The organism is Paenibacillus sp. GL_099_B, assembly GCF_057835695.1.
The window spans coordinates 707254-733172 of record NZ_CM174430.1; the positions used below are offsets into that span (position 1 = coordinate 707254).

Annotated in this window: 24 protein-coding genes, 1 pseudogene and 1 riboswitch; of the genes and pseudogenes, 17 read left to right on the forward strand and 8 right to left on the reverse strand. The window is 47.5% G+C overall.

The genetic code is table 11. From position 1 onward, the window contains the following. Positions 1-67: 67 nt before the first annotated feature. On the reverse strand, positions 68-679 hold the full coding sequence (locus AC3ITG_RS03375) for a superoxide dismutase (RefSeq protein ID WP_489252796.1): 612 nt from the start codon (positions 677-679) through the stop codon (positions 68-70). 538 nt (positions 680-1217) lie between these two features. Here AC3ITG_RS03375 and AC3ITG_RS03380 point away from each other — a divergent pair. From AC3ITG_RS03380 to AC3ITG_RS03415, 8 genes are all read left to right on the forward strand, one after another. Further along, positions 1218-1643, forward strand: coding sequence for a GNAT family N-acetyltransferase (locus tag AC3ITG_RS03380; RefSeq protein ID WP_024632996.1), 426 nt, complete (start codon positions 1218-1220; stop codon positions 1641-1643). 420 nt (positions 1644-2063) lie between these two features. Beyond that, entirely contained in the window at positions 2064-2669 is a 606-nt protein-coding gene (lepB, locus tag AC3ITG_RS03385) for a signal peptidase I (RefSeq protein ID WP_489252797.1), read from the forward strand. Positions 2670-2847: 178 nt separating this feature from the next. Further along, the gene (queG, locus tag AC3ITG_RS03390; RefSeq protein ID WP_489252798.1) at positions 2848-4737 is read left to right on the forward strand and encodes a tRNA epoxyqueuosine(34) reductase QueG; all 1890 of its coding nucleotides are present in this window, start codon (positions 2848-2850) and stop codon (positions 4735-4737) included. A gap of 15 nt (positions 4738-4752) precedes the next feature. Then, positions 4753-5784, forward strand: coding sequence for an HD-GYP domain-containing protein (locus AC3ITG_RS03395; RefSeq protein ID WP_489252799.1), 1032 nt, complete (start codon positions 4753-4755; stop codon positions 5782-5784). A gap of 223 nt (positions 5785-6007) precedes the next feature. Then, on the forward strand, positions 6008-6271 hold the full coding sequence (locus AC3ITG_RS03400; protein ID WP_076290490.1) for a YneF family protein: 264 nt from the start codon (positions 6008-6010) through the stop codon (positions 6269-6271). A 79-nt stretch (positions 6272-6350) separates the two neighbouring features. Then, positions 6351-6944, forward strand: coding sequence for a GTP cyclohydrolase I FolE (gene folE / locus AC3ITG_RS03405; protein WP_063568443.1), 594 nt, complete (start codon positions 6351-6353; stop codon positions 6942-6944). Between the two features lie 257 nt (positions 6945-7201). Beyond that, positions 7202-8056: a lipoate--protein ligase family protein gene (locus AC3ITG_RS03410; protein ID WP_489252800.1), complete on the forward strand. Its 855-nt coding sequence runs from the start codon at positions 7202-7204 to the stop codon at positions 8054-8056. A gap of 70 nt (positions 8057-8126) precedes the next feature. Further along, entirely contained in the window at positions 8127-8351 is a 225-nt protein-coding gene (locus AC3ITG_RS03415; protein WP_489252801.1) for a hypothetical protein, read from the forward strand. 139 nt (positions 8352-8490) lie between these two features. Here the strand turns inward: AC3ITG_RS03415 and AC3ITG_RS03420 are convergent, their stop codons facing one another. Both AC3ITG_RS03420 and AC3ITG_RS03425 read right to left on the reverse strand, forming a co-directional pair. Continuing rightward, positions 8491-9813 (reverse strand): Fe-Mn family superoxide dismutase, encoded by a 1323-nt coding sequence (locus AC3ITG_RS03420; RefSeq protein ID WP_489252802.1) that lies wholly within the window; start codon positions 9811-9813, stop codon positions 8491-8493. A 197-nt stretch (positions 9814-10010) separates the two neighbouring features. Continuing rightward, positions 10011-11039 (reverse strand): alpha/beta hydrolase, encoded by a 1029-nt coding sequence (locus AC3ITG_RS03425; RefSeq protein WP_489252803.1) that lies wholly within the window; start codon positions 11037-11039, stop codon positions 10011-10013. Positions 11040-11397: 358 nt separating this feature from the next. On the opposite strand from AC3ITG_RS03425, the gene AC3ITG_RS03430 reads away from it, so the two are divergent. From AC3ITG_RS03430 to AC3ITG_RS03440, 3 genes are all read left to right on the forward strand, one after another. Next, positions 11398-12141, forward strand: coding sequence for an IclR family transcriptional regulator (locus AC3ITG_RS03430; RefSeq protein WP_063568040.1), 744 nt, complete (start codon positions 11398-11400; stop codon positions 12139-12141). A gap of 119 nt (positions 12142-12260) precedes the next feature. After that, a riboswitch (TPP riboswitch) is annotated at positions 12261-12374 on the forward strand. Positions 12375-12737: 363 nt separating this feature from the next. Continuing rightward, positions 12738-14522 carry a phosphomethylpyrimidine synthase ThiC gene (gene thiC, locus AC3ITG_RS03435; protein WP_489254403.1) on the forward strand — a complete coding sequence of 595 codons (1785 nt, stop codon included), beginning with the start codon at positions 12738-12740 and terminating at the stop codon, positions 14520-14522. Positions 14523-14742: 220 nt separating this feature from the next. Next, a complete protein-coding gene (locus AC3ITG_RS03440) occupies positions 14743-14877 on the forward strand; it encodes a hypothetical protein (protein ID WP_256716868.1) in 135 nt (44 codons plus the stop codon). A 163-nt stretch (positions 14878-15040) separates the two neighbouring features. Here AC3ITG_RS03440 and AC3ITG_RS03445 read toward each other — a convergent pair whose 3' ends face one another. From AC3ITG_RS03445 to AC3ITG_RS03460, 4 genes are all read right to left on the reverse strand, one after another. Beyond that, positions 15041-15733 (reverse strand): hypothetical protein, encoded by a 693-nt coding sequence (locus AC3ITG_RS03445; RefSeq protein ID WP_489252804.1) that lies wholly within the window; start codon positions 15731-15733, stop codon positions 15041-15043. 202 nt (positions 15734-15935) lie between these two features. Beyond that, complete coding sequence (locus AC3ITG_RS03450; protein ID WP_163761517.1) at positions 15936-16103, reverse strand: hypothetical protein; 168 nt, start codon at positions 16101-16103, stop codon at positions 15936-15938. A 533-nt stretch (positions 16104-16636) separates the two neighbouring features. Continuing rightward, positions 16637-17470, reverse strand: a complete 834-nt coding sequence (locus AC3ITG_RS03455; protein ID WP_489252805.1) for a zinc ribbon domain-containing protein — start codon at positions 17468-17470, stop codon at positions 16637-16639. Between the two features lie 69 nt (positions 17471-17539). Next, positions 17540-18490, reverse strand: a complete 951-nt coding sequence (locus AC3ITG_RS03460; protein ID WP_310854519.1) for a helix-turn-helix transcriptional regulator — start codon at positions 18488-18490, stop codon at positions 17540-17542. An 83-nt stretch (positions 18491-18573) separates the two neighbouring features. Here AC3ITG_RS03460 and AC3ITG_RS03465 point away from each other — a divergent pair, with 83 nt between their 5' ends. The 6 genes and pseudogenes from AC3ITG_RS03465 to AC3ITG_RS03490 all read left to right on the forward strand — a co-directional run bounded on the left by AC3ITG_RS03465 (position 18574) and on the right by AC3ITG_RS03490 (position 22909). Beyond that, on the forward strand, positions 18574-19269 hold the full coding sequence (locus AC3ITG_RS03465) for a response regulator transcription factor (RefSeq protein ID WP_489252806.1): 696 nt from the start codon (positions 18574-18576) through the stop codon (positions 19267-19269). Beyond that, a complete protein-coding gene (locus tag AC3ITG_RS03470) occupies positions 19262-20350 on the forward strand; it encodes a sensor histidine kinase (RefSeq protein WP_489252807.1) in 1089 nt (362 codons plus the stop codon). Before AC3ITG_RS03465 ends, AC3ITG_RS03470 begins: the two co-directional genes overlap by 8 nt. Before the next feature lie 431 nt (positions 20351-20781). Next, positions 20782-21109: pseudogene (locus AC3ITG_RS03475) on the forward strand (M15 family metallopeptidase); the annotation flags it as partial. Between the two features lie 231 nt (positions 21110-21340). Then, positions 21341-21892, forward strand: coding sequence for a VanZ family protein (locus AC3ITG_RS03480; protein WP_489252808.1), 552 nt, complete (start codon positions 21341-21343; stop codon positions 21890-21892). A gap of 268 nt (positions 21893-22160) precedes the next feature. Next, entirely contained in the window at positions 22161-22559 is a 399-nt protein-coding gene (locus AC3ITG_RS03485) for a hypothetical protein (RefSeq protein WP_489252809.1), read from the forward strand. 35 nt (positions 22560-22594) lie between these two features. Further along, positions 22595-22909 (forward strand): hypothetical protein, encoded by a 315-nt coding sequence (locus AC3ITG_RS03490; RefSeq protein WP_489252810.1) that lies wholly within the window; start codon positions 22595-22597, stop codon positions 22907-22909. Between the two features lie 114 nt (positions 22910-23023). Here AC3ITG_RS03490 and acnA read toward each other — a convergent pair whose 3' ends face one another. Then, positions 23024-25738 carry an aconitate hydratase AcnA gene (gene acnA, locus AC3ITG_RS03495; RefSeq protein ID WP_063568048.1) on the reverse strand — a complete coding sequence of 905 codons (2715 nt, stop codon included), beginning with the start codon at positions 25736-25738 and terminating at the stop codon, positions 23024-23026. Positions 25739-25919 lie beyond the last annotated feature (181 nt).

Genomic DNA, 25919 nt, shown 5'->3' on the forward strand with positions numbered 1-25919 from the left:
TTTTTTTAAGTGTCTACTTAAAGGGGATAATACCACCAAATCAGGCTTTTTTATTATGCCAACAGTCTTATTTCGCTGCAGCGTAACGTTTGTTTACTTCGTCCCAGTTGATTACATTCCAGAAAGCACCGATGTAGTCAGGGCGTTTGTTTTGATATTTCAGGTAGTAAGCGTGCTCCCATACATCCAGACCCAGAACCGGAGTCAGACCTTCGAAGAGAGGGCTGTCTTGGTTAGGTGTGCTAGTGATGGACAATTTTCCATCTTTACCAACTACGAGCCAAGCCCAACCGGAACCGAAACGAGTTGTAGCTGCTTTTGCAAAATCTTCTTTGAATTTGTCAAAGCCACCCAGTTCGCTATCGATTGCTGCTGCGATGTCGCCAGTAGGAGCGCCGCCGCCGTTAGGTCCGATGATTTCCCAGAACAGGCTGTGGTTAGCATGTCCGCCACCATTGTTGCGAACCACTGTGCGGATACCTTCAGGTACGCTGTCAAGGTTAGCAATCAGATCTTCCAAGCTTTTACCTTGCAGTTCAGGAGCGCTTTCCAGAGCTGCGTTCAAGTTCGTTACGTAAGTATTGTGATGGCGATCGTGGTGGATTTCCATCGTTTGCGCATCAATATGTGGTTCCAGTGCGTCGTTAGCGTAAGGAAGTGCTGGTAATTGAAAAGTCATAGTGAAATACCTCCTGAGATTTTTGAATTTTTGTTAAGGTCAGCATTTTGCATAATTCAATTCGAATCGCTTCCGGGACAAGTTCTAGACGAATAGGTTCACTTCGATCTATATCTTGCTGAGTGAAAGTCGCTCACAGGATTTATGCAAATTGCCACAGGTACCTATGTAATAATACCCTTGTCACTAATATTAAACCGCATTCGGGCTAATTAAGCAACATTTTTGTTTATTAAGTCCCCCCAGACGTTAATCCATTCATGGGTCAGAGATAACAAACATATTTTACCCATTATGAAACTATTTATGTGATTTCAGGCGTTCAAATAGAGGGAAAGTTTAATATTCGGATGTAAACGGTTACAATTAAGCGCTTTCAAAAGAAAATGCGTGTTTTATGGAGTAAAGTATGGTTTAATTGACGAAGAAGCGGTATTTTCTCGTTTTTTGTCATTATATGAACATTGGGTTTTTGGTAAAAAGGGGAGCCCCTTTTTGTAAAACCTCATCTAAGCTAACGAAAAGGGAGATTTAAGACATGCACGTTCGTTCCTTTCAGTTGAGTGATGCAAGCCAGATGACAGAGCTTCTCCAGGTTGCACTATCGGAAGAGTGTTATGAGAACACGATGGGCCCGTTTGCCCGTCAATTGTCATGGGATTCTGACCTGATCATGGTTGCGGAAGAAGAGGGAGACCTCGTCGGCGCTTTGATCGGTACGATTGACCACAACCAGGGATGCATCTATCGTATTGCGGTCCATCCAGACTATCGTCGCCGCGGAGTCGGCAAAAAACTTGTCGAGGCCATGGAACAAAGGTTCCAGCAGCGTAAAGTCAGTCAAATATGGGTGGCGGGTGATGAGCACAACAAAGTAGCCATGCCTCTTTATGAAGCAATGGGTTACGGTGCCAATCAGATTATGAGCGCTTTCCAGAAACTTAGTATCTTGTCAAAAGCTTAGTTTGCATGGTTAAAAAGAAATATAACAGATTTTCATTTCATATTAGGCGTATCTTTCAGCGTGTAACCACGTGAGGGGTATGCCTTTCTATTTATATGGGTGCTATTCACCGATTATTCCCCTTTTTTCGCCACTTCTGAACGCCATTCCATTTAACTTAATCCCTGGTTTAACTGTTTTAATCACAGTGTTATTCACCCTTCAAGTCGTGTTGGTGCTCATAACCAATTGTTTCACCTTTGCAAATGAAGTAGAATTAAAAGGATTATGATCACTCAATTTTGGTAATATCAGAACATATAAATGCGGAGCGCCAGCTTCCTGATATTTTTAAGAAAAACGTTCACTATATGCGATCTGTATTCTTTGAAAGTATGTCGATCGACTTTTTATCACAAAATTGATAAACGAGGTGTCTCTTTGAACTCCAACAATCTTTCAACGGAGCATGTGGCTTCCAAGGAACGAAATGGTCCGGGAGTGCCTGATCAACCGGGGAAATCCTGGGGTGCAGAGCTTTGGGACTGGGTGAAAACCATAGTGATTGCTTTTGTAATCATGATGCTGTTGAACCTGTTTGTATTCAATCTTTCGATGGTCAAAGGTCAATCGATGCAGCCCACGCTGGTTGAGCGGGACCGTTTGTTTGTGAATAAAATTGTATATGATTTTGGGACGCCGTCCCGATCGGATGTCATTGTGCTTCGTGATCCAAGCGAAGGTGTGGAGAAAAAAGATTTTCTGGTCAAACGGATTGTCGGACTTCCCGGAGACACGGTTGAAGTACGGAATCATCATTTATTCGTGAATGGGGAGCAGCAAGCTGAAACGTACACGGATACTGAGGTTCAGGACCCTGATTTTGGACCGATTACACTTGAAGCGGATCATTACTTTGTGATGGGAGATAACCGTCATGAAGGCAAGAGCAAGGACAGCCGTGTGTTTGGCAGCATTACATCCAGTGAAATTGTAGGCAGGGCGGAGTTTATTTTTTGGCCGTTCTCGGAAATTAAAAAACTGTAAAATGTTAGCAGGACAAGGACAACAACTTCACGCTGCATTTTGCGTTAAACGATATAGACTCGGTTTCTTTCTAGCTCCGGTATGTCCGACTTGTATATCGAAATCAGCGCCTGTCCTCCCACCTGAGGCGGGCGTTCACTATTTACGGAATTAGCGTGGAAGAAGAGAGGGAATAGATATGACGAGTGTACAGACCGGAGCAGCAAAGGCAGCAGCTGTATGGGAGAAGTTAAAACAAGAGATTAAGGCAGCTGCTCCCGATATGGGTATTGATGATATAGGGTTTGCTTCGGCAGAACCATTCGTGACATTGAAATCCATTCTGGAGCAACATCGGGCGAAAGGGTTCGAGTCCGGATTTGAGGAGCCAGATATTGAGAAAAGGGTGCGTCCCGAATTGAAAGATGGAGAGCCTGCTTCGCTCATTGCCATTGCCGTGGCTTATCCATCGAAGATGGTCAATCCGCCGAAGTCGGAGCCGGGTGCATACCGCGGTATTCTGGCTCGTTCCGCCTGGGGTCAGGATTATCACCAAGTCCTGCGTGCAGCGATGGACAAGCTGGTTCATTTTATACGTGAACGCGTACCTGAAGCCATGATCGAAAGTATGGTAGATACGGGGGCGTTGGTGGATCGTGCCGTTTCCCAGCGGGCGGGGATTGGATTCAGTGCCAAGAACTGTGCCATTATATCGCCCAAATTCGGTTCATGGATCTTTCTTGGCGAGCTGGTCACGAATATTCCGTTTCAGCCAGATAACCCAGTGACCGAGGATTGTGGTGAATGTACGAAGTGTATTGATGCCTGTCCAACAGGAGCATTGGTGGGGCCGGGACAACTGAATGCACAGCGCTGCATTTCGTTTGTGACCCAGACGAAAGGCTTCGTGGATGAAGAGTTTATGCTGAAAATTGGCAACCGTCTGTACGGTTGTGATACCTGCCAGATTGTCTGTCCGAAGAATCGGGGTAAAAACTGGGACCACCATCCCGAGTTTCATCCCGATCCGGAGATTGTAAAACCTTTGCTGATACCGCTGCTTGACATCGGTAACCGTGAATTCAAAGAGCGCTTCGGCCAAAGTTCCGCCGCTTGGCGGGGCAAGAAGCCAATCCAGCGCAACGCCGTGATTGCCTTGGGCAATTTCAAAGACAAAACCGCTGTACCGAAACTAACGGAGGTACTGAAGCGTGATCCGCGTCCCGAGCTGCGGGGAACTGCAGCTTGGGCGCTGAGCAGAATTGGAGGAGAAGACGCAATGAGAGCCATTGGGGAAGCTGCCGCTAACGAACAAGATGGGAACGTGCTAAGCATGCTGCAGAAGGCCAAGGAACGACTGAGTTCGTCCAAGACCTTACCCGATAAGCCTCAGGCAGAGCAAACGAGCAACAATAAGCCTGAGGATCAGAAGGAACAGAATAATCCGATTAACCAATTGGATGTGCAACAGCCGAATCAGAAAACAGAAGAGGCATCCGAACAGGAAAGCGGGCAAACTACGGAGCCTGCCAAACCGGAAGCTGCGGCTTGGCGACCTTCGGCCGTAACAGGCTTGCATGGTACGCCGGTATATTACGATGAAGTGCTGACACCGATTGGTACGCTTACGCTCTGTGCTACGGATAAGGGCCTGTGTCATATTGATTTCGGGGCGTTTCATGTGCGCGAAGCGCATCTGCAACAATGGGCCCGTACCTGGATTGGCGAATATCGATATGAGAAAAATGAAGAGAAGCTTAGCGAAGCTGCGAAGCAGGTACACCAGTATTTTGCAGGAGAACGAAAAGCGTTTGATCTGAAGCTCGATTTGTTTGGAACACCATTCCAGCTACAAGTATGGCAAGTCCTGTCCGATATATCTTATGGAGAGGCCTCAACACACCAACAGGTTGCGGAAATCATCGGCAGGCCCAAAGCTGTTCGAGCAGTTCTGGATGCTATTAGTAAAAATCCGATTCCGATTATTATTCCCTGTCACCGCATCAGCGGTAAAGATGGAACCCTGGTGGGTTATGTAGGCGGTCTGCAAACCAAAGAGCAATTGCTCACATTGGAGCAGCAATCGTAAGAGCGGGGGACGTTCATGAAGTATGTTAACGTGGAGAGTGTGGAAGCGGGAGAGTTTCTGGGCAAAACCATATATTCCGGTAACGGTACGGTAATGCTGTCTGCCGGAGTCCAACTCACCGTATTTATGGTTAATACGCTGAAGCGTATTGGCGTGACCATGCTATACATCCAGGATGAAGCTTATAAAGATGTGGATACAGAAGACATTCTGGATGAAGCCACGAAAAAGGCAGTTATTAATGAAATGAGTGTAACGCTTGAATCTATCCGTTCCGGGAAGGATTGGAGCCCAAAAAAGGTCGCCATCAGCATAGACAAACTCCTGAACGATGTTCTGAACGGGCGTGAACTGCTTGTCCAGCTCACAGATATTCGGACCAAAGATAACGCACAGTATGTTCACGCCATGAATGTATGTTTGCTGTCTTCTGTCATTGGTCTGAATCTGGGGCTTAACTATGTGCAGCTCAAGGATCTGGCTGTCGGAGCCCTATTGCATGACATCGGCAAAGTAGGGGAGCCACCAGGCAGCGGTTCCGCAGCGAATTCTTCCCTGCATCACACGTGGAGAGGGTTCGAGTTGATCAAGTCCAAACGGGAGTTCAATCTGCTTGTGGCACATACAGCTCTGCAGCATCATGAGCATGTGGATGGCACGGGACTGCCGAGAGGTGTCAAGGGAAAAGACATTCATCTGTTCGCTAGAATCGTCAGTGCAGCTAACACGTATGATAATCTGATCAATGGCCTATCGGGTAGAAGTATGCTGCCACATGAAGCTTGTGAAGAGATGATGGCGATGTCTGGCACGAAGCTGGATCGTGACATTCTGATAGAATTCAACCGGAGTGTGTCCGTTTATCCGAATGGAACAGCAGTTCGATTGTCTACCAAAGAGACCGGTGTCATTGTACGTCAGCACCGGGGTTTGCCCGGCAGGCCGGTCATTCGGGTTGCGCGTGGCAGTACACGTTATGATCTGGATGTGATTGAAGTGGATCTGGCTCAGCATACAACCGTTTTCATAGAGGCGGTACTGATGTAACTTATTCGGATGTTACTGAGAGATTTGCTGAATGTTTTCTATCTGTTTTCTGGATGTTAAATTCAGCAGTTAGCTGGAAAATCCGTTTGCTCAAGGCGTGCGGAAATGCTATGATAACTTTCAGGAAATCCGGTGCGTGTCATGTTTGCATCTTGAGCGTATAACATCATGTGTTGACACGGATCATCAGGCTTTTTAGATTGCATACAGAGGTGTCTAAGAGATGGAAATAGCAATACCGATTATTACATTGATTGTTGGTCTGGTCGGAGGATTTTTCATTGGGGTATACTACTTGCGGAAACAGCTTGAGAAAATGCAAAGTGATCCCGACATGCTCCAGAAGATGGCGAAGCAAATGGGTTATAACCTGAATGGCAAGCAGATGCAGCGCGCCCAGCAGATGATGAAGAACCAGCAGCCTGGTGCGAAGATGCCTCAGCCGCAACAACATCCTGCGCGTAAAAACTCGGGCCGCCGAAAATAATAGCTGTGAGCGAGCATTTTGCATAATGCTGAAGTGAATAGCTGCTTGCAGCATGTGGTTCGAAAGGAGGCGTTCGGCAGTGGCTGGCGTTAAAGATTATTTGAATTCAAAAGTATCCGACAATCGGGAGAAGATCGAGTATCACATTGAGCAGATCTTGCAATTGATCGGTGAGGATAGTACGCGGGAAGGGCTGCTAGAAACGCCTGCACGCGTAACCCGGATGTATGAAGAGATTTTTGGTGGGTATGAAGTGGACCCGCGCGATGTACTTGGTGTTACGTTTGACGAGAATCATGAAGAATTGGTCATTGTGAAGGACATTGTCTATTACAGCCAATGTGAACACCATATGGCGCCTTTCTTCGGCAAGGTGCACATTGGATATGTACCTAGTGGCAAAATTGTGGGATTGAGCAAAATGGCCCGTCTGGTGGAGGCAGTTACCCGCCGCCTGCAGGTTCAAGAGCGAATTACCTCTCAGATTGCCGATATTCTGACTGAAGCGGTAGAGCCGAACGGTGTCATGGTTGTCGTGGAAGGTGAGCACTTGTGCATGTGTTCCCGCGGCGTGAAGAAGCCGGGCAGTAAGACGGTAACGTCTGCCGTACGTGGTTCTTTCCGTGACAATCCGGCACAGCGTGCCGAGTTCCTGTCGCTGATGAAAGATTAAGTTCGGCTCATTCCACTCATTGGACAGGCCAGAAGCATTGAATCCTTTGGCACCATCATGTTGTTTCCAGTCGGCAATTTGCTGGATCTGAAATGGCAGGATACATGCTTGTGCCAATGGAAGTTTTCATAAATAAGCCGTGTTCCCTGGGGAACCGGCTTATTTATATATTACATTTGCATTCACACAAGGGGATACTTAAGGATCACGCAATTACTTCAATTCATCCAGATTAGTTTAGTCGGAGGCTATCATACATGAGTGTACCGTCCAATTCAGATCAACCCGGATCGCCGGGAGCAGAGCAGCAGATGCAGCTGGATCATTCTTTGCGTCTACAGATTTGGGAGACACCGCTGCTGCGGCACGGGAGCAGTGTACTTGAAGCATTTGCTTGGGAAGAAGTCATGTGCCGCCGGGTGGGAGAAGGTCAGTTGCCTGTTGCTCACATTTGGCGGCATCCAGATGCCTTTGTAGCAGGGCTGCGGGATCGGAGGCTGCCTCAGGCAGTAGAAGCGATGGAACGCATTAGAAGCCAGGGAACGGCGGTCTGCGTTCGTCCATCGGGTGGTGCAGCAGTTCCCCTGAATCCAGGGGTGGTTAACGTGTCATTAATTCTGCCTAACCCGGGACGTGCCATCAATATTCACGATGATTTTCGGGAGATGGCCTCACTGATCGCTGAATCGCTAATACCATGGTCGAGTCAGGCACGTACGGGTGAGATCGAAGGCGCCTTCTGTCCAGGTGATTATGATGTCAGTGTGGGTGGACTGAAATTCTGTGGTATTGCCCAGCGCAGACAGGCCAAGGCTTATATCATTACTGCCTTTATCATCGTGGAAGGACAAGGAGACCAACTGGCAGCAGACGTGCGTAAGTTCTATCAGGACGCATCGGACGGTGCCAGCGAAGGATATCCGGATGTTCGGCCTGGAACGATGGCAAGTTTGCAGGAACTTGCAGGTGTCCCTTCTGCTGCGGCGTATACAGCCTCGCTGGTACGTACACTGCGTCAGCGTTTTCCCCTGGCGGAGACGAGCCGAGTGTTGACCGTGGATCGGGAAGCCGTCAAACTGACGGCTGAGCAGATGAAACTGCGTTACGATTAGGTTTAGAAGCTAGGACTTGGAATTGGGTAATAGAGATGATATGATGTGATTTCGGAAGGAGAGTGTCTACATGGAAACTTTAAGATATACGTACTTATATGAGGTTATTTCCACAGGCGAAAAGTCTGAATTTAGCCAAATGGCTACAAGCAAGGAAGAAGCATCTGCCCTGATCGTTGCGCGTATCGCTGATCTTGAATTTACAGGTGAAGAAGATATCAAGCTGGGCGATCTGATCGCAATTAGCAAACAGGTTGGCGACAACTATGTTGCATGTGAAGGCTGCGCCTCTTAATGGCTTGAGGTCCATAGATTATTCTATTACAAGCAAGTCTTCTTGATTCAGGAGGCTTGCTTTTTTTTTGCGATCTAAGAGATATCTTTCAGTCTGTAAGCTGGAGATATCTCTTTTTCGCATCATTCCAATCCTAATCTCAGTAAGGCGGCCATAACAGCTTGCGCGCAGTTTCGTAACGTTCCGCCACAGCTGGCCAGTACACAACCTTCCACCAATCCTCGATATATTTTTTGCGTTCATTCTGGTGTTTCAGATAGTAGGCATGTTCCCATACATCAAGCGGCAGGAGAGGCACGATGTCGGACTGAGATAAGTTCTGGTGTTTCTCCGCCTGCAAAATTTCCAATCTGTGCGCCCGCGGGCTCCAGACCAGCATGGCCCAGCCGCTGCCTTCTACTTTGTTGGCGGCTTCGGTGAATTGATTCTTGAACGCTTCATAGCTGCCAAAATCCCGCTTGATCTGCTCTGCGAGCATACCGGAAGGCTTGCCTCCACCTTTGGGGTTCATGATTGTCCAGAAGATCGTATGCAGGTAATGGCCTGCACCATTAAACGCGAGTTCACGTTCCCAATGTTTGACGAGTTCAAAATTATTCTTTTTCCGTGATTCTGCGAGCTTTTTCTCCGCGGTGTTCAGTCCGTCCACGTAGGATTGATGGTGCTTGTCATGGTGTATGCGCATCGTCATCTCGTCGATGTGTGGTTCCAGCGCATTGTAGGCATAGGGTAGGGGTGGCAGTGTGTGTCCACCAATAGGTACAGGTTTCTCTTTGACTGGCGCTGCTGAAGAGTTGGTTGTGCCCTCTGCATTTGCATTGGGAGACTGTACAACCGCTGAAGATTGTGCCTGTACCGCTGGAGTGGGGTTATTGATTTTTTTCGTAGTATTGGACGATTCTTCTACAGCTTCACGATAGGGCTGTTCAGACACGGGCGTTGAAGCAATTAGTACGTTGGGATTAGCCGGTTGTCCCGAGGTTTGAAGAATATGTTCCAGTGAAAAAGATGGATCAGACACCAAATCTCGCAACGCTCCAGATTGTTTCAGCGTTTCAAGTACCCCCAGGAAATACTCGGATTCGCGAATGAAATGCAGAATAACGACTTTGGCAATCGGCCCATTCTGCACAGCAGTACTTTGCTCCAGCAGGACATACAGCTGTCTAATGAACTCCCGCGATTGTGAGCAGGCAGCAGCCACGAGCTGTTCAATACAGCGTATGATGTAGGGGGCAGGCGGCTGGGTTCCCGGCAGTATTTGCTTTAACAGCTGATTCGCGACTCGTTCGCTATTCTCAAAGGTCGCTTCCCATTCCGCAAGCCATTTGACATATGAGGGTTCAAGATCAGGAACCAATGCACGGATGACAAGGGTGTGTTCCTTCTCTTGCTCTTTCCAGAAACGGACTTCTTCGAGTACCCGCAGAGGTAGCAGATGCCCATATCCATACCAATTCATAAGCGGTAAACCTCCGTTCAGATGAATTCAAATTCAGATCCAGCAGCAGAAAAAAAATTGGATCACCAGGTTCGCTCAATTTGTAATATACAAGCTAGAGCTGTCTTTAATTACGTCCCAAAAGTATATTCTCCAGGCATGTTGTCCTATGTGTACACAAAAAAAGAGCCCCATAGGGCTCTTGAATTATCGGATTTTCACGATTCTCCGGTATTGGTATTTTCCACATCATCGCTGCTCGTCTTAGTCACATGACTCAGGAACGTGGAGACACGGCGCAGATATTCCTTCGGATGCTCTCGGAAGATCAGCTCATGATGCGCACCGTCCACAATCCATTCATCGGAATTCGGATTGGTCTGGTTGGTTGCGAGCAGCTCCGCAATCGGGTAAGGAGCTTTCTCATCCTCGGTACCATGGATGAAGAAAATTGGGAAAGGATAATCTTCTTTTTTCACTTCTTGGTATGGAATCTGCTGCAATCCGGTACCATTCAGAATCGGGAACAGCAGGTTCATAATCTCCAGCGTAGGCTGACGCGGAAGATCAATCTGATTATGGATATTGTGATACAGCGTATCCGGCTCAAGCAGGAACGTGCTGTCCAGAATCATAGCATCCACATCTTTGGTAATAAGCCCAGTCTGCAGGGCTGTACCTGCACCCATGGAGAAGCCCCATACGACAAGCTCCTGAGCTCCGCGCTGCTTCGCAAACTGGATAGCACCAAGCAGCTGCTGGGACTCGGCTTTGCCACCTGTGGCGACAGCTTTGTTCACCTGTGAAGCGAAACCGTAATCGAACATCACCACATTGAAGCCGAGTTGGTGAGCATAATGGGCCAGGTCATACATCGGTACCCAGGTCTCTTCACGATTCGCACCATATCCATGGCTGAATATGATGGTTTTATTTGCATTATCGTCAGCTGGAATATACCAACCCTGCATCGTTCGACTGCCGTCTGCTGCCGGGAACGTGATGTCTTGATACTTCATGTTCTTCGCCTGCATGGGATTGGAGAATACAGGCGCTACAGTTGGATTGGATAATACCCAAGCAATATAACCGTGTAGTGCAATGAAACAAAAGAGCAGAAAAAATATAACGGAGAGCAACAACGCCACGACAATATGTTTGAACCGGATCAGCCTCGGTGATAACGAAGAAGGCAGATCTGACACTTTCGTTTGCAGCGGGGCTTCGCTCTGGGATGTCGGATACATGATTGCCCCTCCTTTAAAAATCAAATGAAGATAACAACGAGACGAACAGAGCGGATAAATGATTTTTCTGACTACTTATGAAGCGAAATCTTAATTTAATATATCTTTATCGTATGTTCCAATATAGTCAAAGTCAATTGATTGAGGCCATTTGTTACGCAATTGTTATATAGTTTTGAAGATATATGGGTAACATTTCCTTAGGGTGCAAAATGCAGGGGATTCTAATTTATAAAAAGAAAATATTTACAAATATCCCTATTCCAAATGGCGCTTTTTGGTTTACAGATGAGACCGTTTCTCATATAATTTATGTAACCAAGTTTCATGTGATGAAACATGAGGAGGGCAACTTGCCATGGAAGACCGAAAGTTAACCGTCCGGGCTGTAGAACGGGCGCTGGATATATTATTGTGTTTTACAACCCGCAGTGATCTGGGACTCACGGAAATTGCCAGCCAGATCGGTCTGCACAAAAGTACAGTCCATCGTCTGATGGCTACTTTGGAGGACAAGGGGTTCGTGATCCGGGATGCAGCCACCGAGAAGTACCGGCTTGGCATACGCATCTGGGAACTGTCTGCCCATATGTCTCGCAGCGATGATCCGGCCATTTTGCTCCTTCCTGCGATGGAGCGGCTGAGAGATCGACTGGGCGAAACCGTGAGTTTATATCTGCGTGACGGCAGTGAGCGGATTCGAATTCAAGCTGTGCAGAGTGATCAGGCGATTCGTCGTGTAGCTCCGGTGGGCGTCAGACTTCCGCTATCCGTGGGAGCGTCTAGCAAAGTGCTGATGGCTTTTGCCACCGAAGAGGACCGCGAAGATCTGATGAATGGACCGGAATGGCCGGTATTTATCGATCCCAAAGTATATTTGGCACAGATGAAAGACATTCTGGAATATGGCTACGCAACAAGTTATGAGGAACGTGAACCAGGAGCCGCCGCAGTATCTGTTCCCATCATGGATCGGAAAGGCAACATCGCAGCTGCCCTGTCGGTATCCGGGCCTGTTAGTCGCCTATCGCAGGAGACGTTGCATGAATACGCACCTGTGCTGAAGGAAGCTGCTACGCAGATGGGACTTATGTTATCCTGATCTTATTTTCTGGAATTTAAAGGTTGTTTTTATGATTCGGTTGCGCTACTCTGTAATGGACGGCCCAATGGGGTCAGCTTAATTGAATATGAATCTGCGGCCTAGATGCTGCAACTTGTTAACGTTACTGGGGGAGTCCGAATTGTCCGGACTGAGACGGAATCGCATGAGATTCTGGACCCTTTGCACCTGATCTGGATCATACCAGCGTAGGGAAGTAATCGGCGATACGACCACGAACACCATATGATGTGACTTATGGATGGACTCCGTTATGGAGCCTGAATAAGGTTCGTTATTGGTGATGGACATAAGCCGGTTCCCTTGGGAACCGGCTTTTTTTATACAGTAAACAGGCGAAAGCCGGTGTCGGAGCTGCTTTTGGATAAAGAGCTGGGAGCTATTGGCGAGCATTGGGGTGGATATCTTTTGCCTCGAATGTCTGTATTACTTGAAGTGTATGTCCCTGTTTTCTGTCGTAGGGTCGCTCTTTCTTTTTCTATGTTGTGTATGATTTGGACTCGTGCGCAAGCATTTCAATCCAGGCAATCACCAATGAGGAGGAGACAAGAGCGATGAGCACAGGAAACCGAACGATGGGACAGGACAAGCAGGATCAGCAGTTGGCAGAGGAAAAAGGTACGACAGGACGGGTTCAGCCCTTCCCGGGCAGCCGCAAAGTATACATTCATGGCTCACGACCGGATATTGCTGTACCGGAGCGTGAAATTGCCCTTCATGACACCAATACTCCTCAAGGAGTGGAGCATAACGAACCGCTGCGTGTCTACGATACGAGCGGGCCCATGACTGATCCCGGATTTCATGCCGATATCCGGGCAGGTCTGCCAGCGCTGCGTACCCGCTGGATTACGGAGCGTGAAGATGTTGAAGCCTACCAGGGTCGAACGGTAAAACCAGAGGATAACGGATTAAAACCTGGAGGAAAGCGAGCTGGAGCCGAGGAGTATCCGGGCTTGCGCGGTAAACCATTACGAGGACAGGCAGGGCGCAGCGTGACCCAGATGCATTATGCACGGCAGGGGATGATCACGCCGGAGATGGAGTTCGCCGCCATTCGTGAGGGTGTGGAACCGGAGTTTGTGCGGCAGGAGCTGGCGAGTGGCAGGGCCATCCTGCCGTCAAACATCAATCACCCGGAGAGTGAGCCGATGCTGATCGGACGTCATTTTCATGTGAAGATCAATGCTAACATCGGAAACTCGGCGGTATCTTCCTCCATCGAGGAAGAGGTGGAGAAGATGACTTGGGCGGTACGCTGGGGATCGGATACGGTGATGGATCTTTCTACAGGCAAGGACATTCATACGACCCGCGAATGGATCATCCGCAATTCACCTGTACCGATTGGAACAGTACCGCTCTATCAGGCGCTGGAGAAGGTCAATGGGGAAGCCGAAGCACTGACCTGGGAGTTGTATCGTGACACGCTCATAGAGCAGGCAGAGCAGGGTGTGGACTACTTTACGATCCATGCAGGCGTGCTGCTGCGTTATATTCCGCTGACAGCCAAACGTATGACGGGCATTGTGTCACGGGGCGGGTCCATCATGGCAGCATGGTGCCTTGCGCATCATCATGAGAATTTTTTGTATACCCATTTTGAAGAAATCTGCGAGATTATGAAAAGGTATGACGTGGCATTTTCTCTCGGAGATGGACTGCGCCCAGGAAGCATCTACGATGCCAATGATGAAGCCCAGATGGCGGAACTGGCTACACTTGGTGAACTAACACAAATCGCCTGGAAGCATGATGTGCAGGTGATGATTGAAGGTCCGGGGCATGTGCCGATGCACAAGATCAAGGAGAATGTTGATCTTCAAATGGAGATTTGCAAGGAGGCGCCTTTCTATACGCTGGGACCGCTGACGACCGATATTGCACCAGGATATGACCATATTACCTCGGCAATTGGAGCAGCCATGATCGGCTGGTTCGGTACGTCGATGCTCTGTTATGTTACGCCAAAAGAACATCTGGGCCTGCCCAATAAGGATGATGTGCGGGAAGGGGTTATCGCCTACAAGATCGCTGCTCATGCTGCTGACCTGGCGAAAGGTCACCCGAGTGCCCAGCGTCGGGACGATGCATTGTCTAAAGCACGGTTTGAGTTCCGCTGGAGGGATCAGTTCAACCTATCGCTGGACCCGGAACGTGCGCTATCCTACCACGATGAGACGTTGCCAGCCGAAGGGGCCAAGGAAGCCCATTTCTGCTCCATGTGCGGACCGAAATTTTGCAGCATGCGCATTACGCAGGATATTCGTGCTTTTGCCGCAGACAAAGGTTTGTCCGAGAATGAGGCTGTGGCCGCGGGCATGCAGGAAAAGGCTGAGGAATACCGGACACGCTCTTAGGCGCCGTTACAGCGCAATCTGGGCAGCCTGACATGGTGAAAAGCCGTTCCTCTCCGTGATTGCGGAGAAGAGCCGTCTCTTACTTGGTATGTGGTGCGCACTCTTAACTTCGAAGGACAAGGATAACGACACAACATATTTTATCAGTTATAGGTTGATTGTCTGCCAGATGTTTAATAAAATGAATATAAGTGAAAAACAAATAAGAGTAGCCAGGCCAATGGCTACTCTTGCACAGCATTTGCGGTGGGTATTCCTCCAAGTGCAGCATAGTTCAGACGAAGTGACCCGTCAGGCCGTCAACCTGTGGCGGGTCACTTCTTTTTACGGTCGATGTATGTCAGGAGCGCAATAATTAACATTGCGAACACGATTACGTCGTTGAAAGAGAAGTTCATAGGATCACCTCCCACCGGAGGCAACCTATTTCCCACCACAAATTGGCTGTACAAAATAATTATACCATTCGAAAGTCTCTCATTCGAGAGTCTTTTTATTTTGCTTCATGAGTTCAACACTCAACGCAGCTTCAAGCTCAACTTCTTCTCCAAATAAGCTGCAAGCGATGCCAGCGGGCTATAGATCGCCATGCCTGTATCTGATGTGACCCGTACTGCTGCGGGAGCCATCGACAGTTGAGCAGCGACTACCGTGTTATCTGGATACTGCTCAGCAAGTTGCTGTAGTCCGGTGCTCACCGATGCAAGATAGCCTTCCTTATCGCCTCGCATAATTAACTCGAATGTGCCCGGGATCAGTATTGCTTCAGTCTTTATGGTCACGGCCTCGTGTCGCTGCTCATCCTCATCATCTTGCTGCAAAGCCAGATTCACCCGCGCCATCGTTCCCTCAATCGTTGCTGGGTTGGTAAACGCTAGAATGTACTCGCCAGGATTCTGCTGCATTTCCTGAAGTAATGGATCATCAATTCCAATCACGGGGATGGGAACATGCTGTGCCTCCTTCTCAAGTACGGCCGCAAACAGAGTACAGGTGACGAGGATGGCATCTGCATGACAATGTGCGATCCATTGCAGCGTTTGTGATACTTTCTCATGCGTAACTGCCTCGGTGAAATCAGCATCATGTTTGAGGCGATCCAGCCCCGGATCGACATAATGTACAAGTTCAACCTCATAAGGAGCGAGAGCTTCTTCAATCAGTGAAATATTGGAATAGTGAGCGTGAAAACAGCCAATGGTCATCATCATACTTGCCCCCTGAAATGGATTATGTCTCATATAAGTTCCGCAGATATTTAACCCATTATAGGGATGTGACAATAGACTGTACATATTTAAAATATTGAGATAACAACATTTATCGTGAAAACGCGAATAACCGTTCATCTACAACTTCGCAGAGGAACGGCGCAAACCACGTAAGCGATTCTCAATTCGCTCGTCTTTTCATTTATCGCATAGAAGGGGTAGCATTCTTTTTAGCCATTTTTTGTTGCAAAATTTCATGAAAGGATAGACCTTGAGTGTTCTCATTCTCCTTTTTGGGAGCAGTGGTCGCCGTGTTGCGCGGATATTGATGGTGGTACGGGATCATTTGCTGAATAGGCATGCGGATCATCTTGGTTCCTCCTTTAATGCATTTTCGAATATGCATATGTGATTATTATTAGGTTATGTATTCCGACGGGTTATCGTCTCTGTTACGCAAGTAGGTATATGTGACTTGTTAGACGAAACAGGCAACTTTAAGGTGTAATTCCAATTGGATTGTAGTGATTTTACCCCGTATTCAGGAGATGTAAACGTTTTTAAGTAAATTCAGGAGAAAAGGACCGCATATGTGAGGTTTCGTATGGGAGGATAGAAGCGGTTGTTAAGTGAATAGACCCAGTTTTCGGAATGCCAATTGTGTCGAAATTAAGACATATTGTCTGGTTGTATAGGTACGGCGAAAGCTAGCTAACTTGGTACAATGGTCGGTTGTCGGGTGCATATTAGGGCAATTTTGAACGGACAGACAAAGGGGAAACGCCAAAAAAGCCGTCAGGAAAACCTGACAGCCTAACAGCATTTTGCATAAATCCGGGAGCGGTATTCCATTGCTGAGATATAGATCGAAATGGTCCAATTGGAATTAAGAAATGACCATAATCACTTTTTTTCTTGTTTTTCTTGGCGAACAGCGATATACAAGTCCACTTGTACGTTCTCAGGATCGAGGCTTCGTTCATCATACAACTCGAAATCTCCAGTAAACGTGCGCTCCCCCCGATTGTTCCAAGCCCACACCGCACCCCAGGCCTCACCTACGACCTCGCCCATCGGGCCCTTTCTGGAGGTGAATACCGCATATGTTGCAGGCGGCAGGTCAACGGAACTCACTCCCTCAGGCAACGCTTCATCCGGACCCACCTCATGACCCACCAATATGGTGTATTCTCCATTTATGCCATCTGTATAATCAGCGTAACAGCCATAGCGGTTCGCTTCAGGGGCAGGCTGATAATCTGAGGCGAAGTAGCTGTGCCAGAGTCCCTGAATACAGCCTTTGCCACTCATCTCAATGGAATTGGTTGTTCTGGCGGACACACCTGCAAGGCGCTTTCCTGGCAGTGTGACGTACCGAATGGGCTCTGTGGAAAGCCGATTGTCGCGAGTTCCTTGATTAAATTCAACGGACTCATCTGATTTTTCTGCTCCAAATGTCACGTTCCGTTCTGAGCCGGAGGTATTCCATCTTTTCAAAAAAGGAAGCTGGTTGCGCAGCATCGCCCTTGCTGATTCCTCGTCCATACCTTCTTGGCTCAGAATGGCGGTGCACATTTCGATCATGCCCTCCAGCGTAATATCGGGCTGCTCGAACTTGCCTTCTTTATAACAATAGATACAGTATTCGCGGGTTGTAGTACCATCCGTTTCTGTTCCGAATTGAGCAGGGGTAGTAAGTGGCATTCCGCAGCTCTGGCATACTGTGACGTTCATCATCAATTCCTCCTCGTTATGTACAACTTGAATATAGTAGAAGTATAACGTGAGGAACTGGACACCTGTCTGTCAGGTTAGGGGTGGGGCTTTATAATTTTGTACAATTTGTTCAGCAATTCTAAGAATCTCTTCCCGAATATGCAGAGGCTCCAGCACTTCGACATCCGCGCCAAATCCAAGAATGAACCCATACAACCAGTTGTCCTCCGGGAATGCGACTTGGCTCATATAATACCCCTCACCATCAGAAACGACGTTCTCTATGCCAAACCATTCCTCTGCGATGTGACGGATACGAGCATGGAATCTCAGGCTCAGGGCCACTTTATTATCCGGAGTTGCCCATTCCTGCTGCCAGGGCCTGTCCTGCAGGTTGATCGGCTTGCGTTCGAAGCTTCCTTGGGCAAGGACGACGTCACGCATGCGGACCAGCTTGAACATGCGGAAATTGTTGCGTTCGTGACAGAATGCATAGAGGTACCAGGAATGCTTTTTGAGCACAAGAGTATGTGGGTCGGTCGTTCTATGAGTTTGAGTACCTTCTGCACTACAATAGGTAAATGTAATAGGCCGCAGTTGATCCATGCCCTGTTCAATGAGTTGAAGTTTCATTTGCAGCGCTTCGGGATGGGTCCACATCGAATAATCCACAATGAAGCGGCTGGTATTAGCCTGGAAATCCTCATTTTTGGCTTCAGGCACGATACTGCTGAGTTTCTCCATCAACAGATCCCGTGCTACATTCGTATGGGAGGTGGAGACACTGCGCAGCGCAGTGACAATGGAGGCCAGATCCTTCTCGGTCAGTACATTTCGGTCAAGTCGGTAGCCCTCTGCCAGGCCAATACCACCGCTTGCGCCCTGATAGGTGACGACAGGAATACCCGCCTGGCCCAGCGTGTCTATATCTCGGTAGATAGTACGGATGGATACTTCAAACGTATCAGCCAGATCCTTGGCCTGTACCCGGCCACGATTGATTAACAGCACAACAATGGCTAATAAACGGTCGAGTTTCATATATTGGATTCCCTTCAATCATTTATAAGTTGGATTCAGATATGTTATATTGTTGAGCATCACATATAGGAGTGGAATAAGCAATGAAGCGTATTACGATTTTGATCGCAGATGATGAAGTTGAGATCGCTGATCTTGTTGCATTGCACTTGCAAAAAGAAGGATATCACATCATCAAGGCATTTGATGGGAAAGCAGCGGTCCAAGCCGTTCAGACACAAGCAATAGATTTGGCCATTTTGGATATTATGATGCCTGGTATGGACGGATATGAGGTGACCCGCAAAATTCGGGAGCAGTATCACCTGCCTATCATTTTTCTAAGCGCCAAAACCTCAGATATGGATAAAATCACCGGGCTCGTGCTGGGCGCAGACGATTACATGACGAAACCATTTAACCCGATGGAACTGGTTGCGCGGGTCAATTCCCAGCTGCGCCGTTCACTTCAATTCAGCCAGTCTGTACCGATTCAGCGCTCCATTCTGGAGAAAGGCGGGCTCATTATTTCGCCAGATCAACATAGTGTCACCCTTTATGGCAAGCCAGTAGAGTTAACACCGAAGGAGTTTGACATCCTGTATATGCTCGCAAGTCATCCCAAACAGGTGTTCAGTGCGGAGAGCATCTTTGAACAAGTCTGGGGAGAGGCTTATTATGAGAGCGGCAATACCGTGATGGTTCATATTCGGACCCTGCGCAAAAAGCTGGGCGAAGATGTGGACAAGAACAAGTTTATCAAAACGATCTGGGGTGTGGGGTACACGTTCAATGAATAAACGCAGAAGTTTTCGAACGACCATGATTCTGTTGCTTGGTTTAAGCATGTTGGCATCTGGTGCGATTACCTTTGGGGTATATAAATTGATGCAATACTATTACACCGGTGTGCGTGCGGAAGATCAGTTAGCGGAATATCGTCACTTTATGAGAAGTATAGGGGATATTTACTTTTTCCTTATCTTGTTCATACCGCTTGCGATCCTGTTTTTCTTCTGGTTTACCAAGCCGTATGTTACCTACTTCAAAAATATCTCCACAGGTATCAGGCAACTCGCGAGCGGTGATTTCCAGCACCGTGTGCAAATTTCGACGAAGGACGAGTTGGGCGCGATTGCAGAGGATATCAATCTGGCGAGTCTGAAACTGAGGGAAGCGGTAGAACGGGGAGATTTTGCGGAGAGCAGCAGGGACCAGCTGGTTGTGAACCTGGCGCATGATTTGCGTACCCCTTTAACATCAGTATTGGGTTATCTGGATCTGTTGATGAAGGATGATCAGCTGACGGAGGAGCAGGTCAGGCACTTTACAGCGATTGCCTTTACCAAATCTCAGCGTCTCGAGAAACTGATCGATGATTTGTTTGAGATTACACGAATGAACTATGGCATGTTGCCGATTGAGAAAAAGAGACTTGATCTTAGTGAACTGCTAAGGCAGATGAACGAAGAGCTCTACCCTGTTTTTGAAAAGAACCGCCTGGTCACCCGACTGCATATCGATTCCGAGTTAACCATTTCCGGCGATGGTGAGGTGCTTGCACGCGTGTTTGAGAACCTGTTGATTAATGCAGCACGTCACGGTACAGATGGTCTTTATGTGGATATCAATGGGCACCGTGATGCAGGACAGGTTATCATTCAGATCATGAACTATGGGGGACATATTCATCCGGATGATTTGCCTCATATTTTCGATATGTACTATACCGGAGATCGTGCGCGGACACCTCAGGAAGGTGGAACAGGTCTGGGCCTGTTTATCGCCAAAAATATTGTGGAGCAGCATAATGGTTCCATTTCGGCTCAAAGTGATATCGTACGGACCGTATTTGAAGTTCGGTTGCCAGCACTAGAATGAAGTAAAAGACAGAATTTAAGAAAAACTTTAGAATTGCCCTGCTTTTTTTTAACTAGTTTTCTCTATCCTTGAATTACGAGGTAAAGGAGGAGCATGGAATGAAAAAGTGGGGATTTTTGATATGTATCATTGTACTGGGATATATCTTTTCCAAGTCACCCGCACTGTTTGAACAGAAGGAAGAGGCGAATCTGGAAGTTCAGGATACGGGTGAAATTCGTGCAGGATATACCAAAACAATTCATGTGGATATGCAGAATCAAGTACATAAAGGGAATTTATTGCTCGTCAATTCGGAGTATCCCGTTCATGCGGAAGGGATTAGAACCGACATTGTCAATTTGGCGGAACAACATGAGCTGGTCCGTGGATATGGATTGCTGGATAATAACATTATGTTGTCAAAGTACGTAGCGCAAGCATTCCAGAAGATGGTTGAAGCTGCTGGGAAAGATGATGTACGATACTTCATTATTAGCAGCGGCTATCGGGACTTTACGAAACAGGAGCAGCTTTATGAAGAAAAGGGATCGGACTATGCGCTTCCCGCGGGTCACAGTGAACATAATCTGGGCTTGTCCATGGATATCGGCTCTACTCTGGCTGCTATGAGTGAAGCACCGGAAGGAGCTTGGCTGGAAAAGAATGCATGGAAATTCGGATTCATCTTGCGTTACCCGAAGGATAAAGTGGACATCACCGGCATCCAATTCGAACCATGGCATTTCCGATATGTGGGATTGCCGCACAGCGCCATCATGTATCATAATCATCTGGTGCTGGAGCAATATCTGGAGCTGCTGCAGCAGAAAAAGAGCATTTCCGCTGAAGTCGGGGGCGAACACTATCTTGTACGTTATTACGATGCATCCAAAGATGAGACCATTAATATACCTGAGCACGGTCAATATGAGATATCGGGAGACAACATGAAGGGAGTTGTCGTGACGGTGGAGGAATAAACAACTAGAAATACATGGAGGTTCGTTTATGAAACCTAAGGAGTTCAACATGAAGATGATATGGGTCGCGGCATTGATCGTCTATCTGTATCTGCTAACCAAGCTGATATTATTCAAGGGGCATACGGTGGATTGGGACATCGTGAGGGTTCAACTTATCGCGATCGCGCATCAGCCGGATCTGATTCATACGCGAACCGTTAACCTGACGCCATTTCAGGAAATCTCGAGAGACTGGCATAGCCTGTCGTTACATCGTCCAGGTACCGCAATTCATCTGTTGGGCAATGTCATGGCCTTTATCCCACTGGGTATTTTCATTCCAGTGCTGATGGGGAACAAGCTGTTGTCAGGGGCCAAGGTACTCGTACTTTCCTTGCTCTTAAGTTTTGCGTTTGAAGCGACACAGCTATTGACGGGCATGGGCATATTCGACGTGGATGATCTTATGTTGAACACCTTTGGTGGAATGATTGGTTATGTTCTGTATACCATGCTTATCAGCATGAAACGAATGATTGTGAGAGGAACAGCTCGCACCGCGAAAAAAGAGTATAATTCCAATCAGAGTCGGGTGTAAGTAGGGAAGCGCACATGCAATCTCTCGATCAAGCTTCACTTTACATTGGATATTAAAAGGAAGTGTAGAGGCGTTACACAGCCTTTGTCATATTAATAAGAGATGCTCCCCATCGCGTGTTGAGTACATGGTGGGGAGTTTTTATATCTGCCAGATAGGTTTAAGTAAGTTAAAACAAATAATGATGCGGTTTGCGAGTTGAATCGCTAATGGAGTAGAGTAGAGGTGATACATTCAGTAATCCACATCCTTACAAGGAGGACATATATTGTATTCATTGGCTAAACAACTCGCAGGAAGAATGAAAGGGATCATGGACATTGAAAGTGAAATTGCTGAAGCTGAGCGTAATCAGCAAGGTGAAGAATTTGTGCGTGATTTAGAACAGAAAAGATCCGATTTGATAAAAACCTTTACACGTGATGAGTTACTGGTCATAACAACCGTGATGGAGGTAGGGCAATCAGAGAGAGGATATCGACACTATTTTGACTCGGATAACGTTGAGCTTATTTACCTACCCATTGAGTTGAATGAGCATGAACTGATGAAGAAATACTCTCACTTTCTGGTACATAAAACAAAACAAGAAATAGCAGATAGAATTCAATATCATACACTCGTCTCGTCATTTCTAAAAGAAGGTATGGAAATCTTAAAACTTTAAACTGCTATCAAATTAGGATCTAGGAGGTCTGCTAGATGATAATGAAGATTTCATACTTTACGCCAGATGGTTTCTATTATTATGTTCCCGATCAATATGCAGAGCAGATGAATAAGTGGAGAGGGGAGTTTTCTGATTTTTTGCAGAGTATAGAAGGGAAACATCCATTCACCCAATATACCGAATATATTGATCATGAGGGTAAGAAAGAATATGGTGTTTTTGTACGTTGCTACGGTGGGGATGATTTTGCAGACTGGATCAACGTGGAGAAATTAAACTGTAGAGGTGTATATCGCATTCCTGCGCCACCTGATGATTCGGAAGTTGGATTGAAGAATGATTTTTAAACATATATCGATTATTAAAAATGGCAAAATCAAAAAAAGCTCCCCGTCACCGTGCAGAGCGCACGTGGCGGGGAGCTTTTCTGTATAAATTAATTGCATTAAATATAAATGCGATTAAGATTTTTTCATCATTTGACGTAATACGGTTTGCAGGATACCGCCGTTATGGTAGTAGTCCACGTCCACCATGCTGTCCAGACGAGCGATGACAGGGAAGTCGAACTTGGTGCCGTCCTCACGGGTTACGGTAACCGTCAGTTCTTGTCCTGGCTTCACATCATTGCTCAGACCTGTGATGTCATACGTTTCACGACCGTTCAGACCGAGGCTGGACCAGCCGTGACCTTCCTGGAATTGCAATGGCATTACGCCCATGCCCACCAGGTTACTGCGGTGAATACGCTCGAAGCTTTCTGCGATAACGGCTTTGACGCCAAGCAGGAATGTTCCTTTTGCCGCCCAGTCACGCGAGCTTCCTGTACCATACTCTTTACCTGCGATAACGATCAGGTTCTGTCCTTCGTCCTGATACTTCATGGAAGCATCGTAAATGGACATTTCTTCGTCCGTTGGCAGGTATTTCGTAATGCCACCCTCAGTACCTGGAGCTACTTGGTTACGGATACGAATGTTGGCAAACGTACCACGCATCATAACTTCATGGTTACCACGACGGGAGCCGTATGAGTTGAAGTCTTTGCGTTCTACGCCATGTTCTTTCAGGTACAGTCCAGCCGGACTGGATGGTGCGATATTACCCGCTGGCGAGATGTGATCCGTTGTTACGGAGTCAGCAAGCAATGCCATAACACGTGCGGAACGAATATCTGCGATATCAGTCAACTTGTCGCCAAGCTCCTGGAAGAATGGTGGATTCTGAATGTACGTGGAGTTTGGATCCCACTCATACAATTCGCCTTCCGGTACAGGGATCGTATTCCAACGTTCGTTAGCTGTAAATACGTTCTCGTATTTGTTGCGGAACATCTGTGCGTTCAGCGAGCTAGCGATGGTATCCTTGATTTCCTCGGAGCTAGGCCAGAGGTCTTTCAGGAATACAGGCTCGTTGTTGGTATCATAACCGATTGGATCGGTTGCAAAATCAATATTAACGGTACCCGCGAGAGCATACGCCACAACGAGTGGCGGAGAAGCCAGATAGTTGGCTTTGACTTGCGCGTGCACACGACCTTCAAAGTTACGGTTACCGGACAATACAGCCGCTACCGTCAAATCGTTCTCGGAGATTGCTTCGCTTACTTCGTCTGGCAGTGGGCCAGAGTTACCGATGCAAGTTGCGCAACCATAGCCGGCAACGTTGAATCCGAGTTTGTCGAGATATTCGATCAGACCTGCTTTTTCCAGATACTCGGTAACAACGAGGGAACCCGGAGTCAAGCTGCTTTTCACGTAGCCAGGCTTAGTCAGACCACGTTCAACGGCTTTTTTCGCAAGTAGACCCGCTCCGACCATAACGCTAGGGTTGGATGTGTTGGTGCAGCTTGTGATTGCCGCGATAACGACAGCACCAGCAGACAGTTCGCTAGTGGAACCGTTCGGGTGTTTCACAGGTACTTTTTCTGCAATTTTTTCGTCGCTCAGTCCGTAACCGCCTTTGTCGATCGGCGTACGGATGATACTGTTGAAGCTATCCTTCATTTGAGTCAACTCGATGCGATCTTGTGGACGCTTAGGTCCCGCGAGACTTGGTACAACGGATGCCAGGTCAAGTTCGATCACATCTGTAAATTCAGGATCAACCGTATCAGCAGTACGGAACATGTTCTGAGCTTTGTAATAAGCTTCAACCAGATCCACCTGTTCGTCGGTACGGCCGGTATTACGCATATAGTTCAGTGTTTCGCTATCAACAGGGAAGAAACCAATTGTTGCGCCGTACTCTGGTGCCATGTTGGCTACCGTTGCACGGTCAGCCAGGCTGATGTTGCTAAGACCCGGTCCGTAGAACTCGACAAATTTACCGACAACGCCTTTTTTACGCAGCATTTGAGTAACTGTGAGTGCCAGATCCGTTGCCGTTGAGCCTTCGCTCAGGCTACCTGTCAATTTGAAACCGATAACGTCCGGTGTTACAAAATAAAGCGGTTGGCCCAGCATACCTGCTTCAGCCTCGATCCCGCCAACACCCCAACCAACAACGCCGAGTCCGTTGATCATGGTGGTGTGGGAGTCCGTTCCTACGAGGGAATCCGGGAATACAACAGTTTCGCCATCAATGGTTTTGGTTGCAGCCACGGAAGCCAAGTACTCCAAGTTAACTTGGTGAACAATCCCTGTGGATGGTGGAACTGCACGGAAGTTGTTGAATGCCGTTTGTGCCCAGCGCAAGAAGCGGTAACGCTCTTCGTTACGCTCGAATTCAACCTTGATGTTGTAGTCGAGTGCATCGTTCGTTCCGAACGCATCAACCATAACGGAGTGGTCGATAACGAGATCGACGGGAACGAGTGGATTGATCTGTTTTGGATCGCCGCCTGCTTTTTTCACGGTATCGCGCATTGCTGCAAGGTCAACGACCACGGGTACACCAGTGAAATCCTGCAGAACGATACGTGCAGGGATAAATGGAATTTCTTTGTTATTGTCACGGCCTTCTGCCCAGCCGGTCAGTTGTTTTACATGTTCTTCGGTAATAGCACGTCCGTCGAATTGACGAATAGCTGCTTCGAGCAGCACTTTAATGGAGAAAGGGAGCTTGGAAAGGTCGCCGTAGCCGCCTTCCTGAAGAGCATCTAAACTGTAGTAGCGATAAGACTTGCCTCCGACCTCAAGACTGCGGGCCGCGGAGAAATGATTCTTGGCTGACATACATGTACCTCCTTAAAATGTGTCGGTGAGATGAAGAAAACGTTCATTTAGGTGAAGAACAGGCCTTCATCGTTCCGTGTCCTTGTTCGTTAGTTTCATTAGGTGAAACGTAATTTCATAATCGTAACTTTAGTTTTAAGTATACCGTTTTCAACTCCGTACGTAAAGGGCTTTTTGCCTG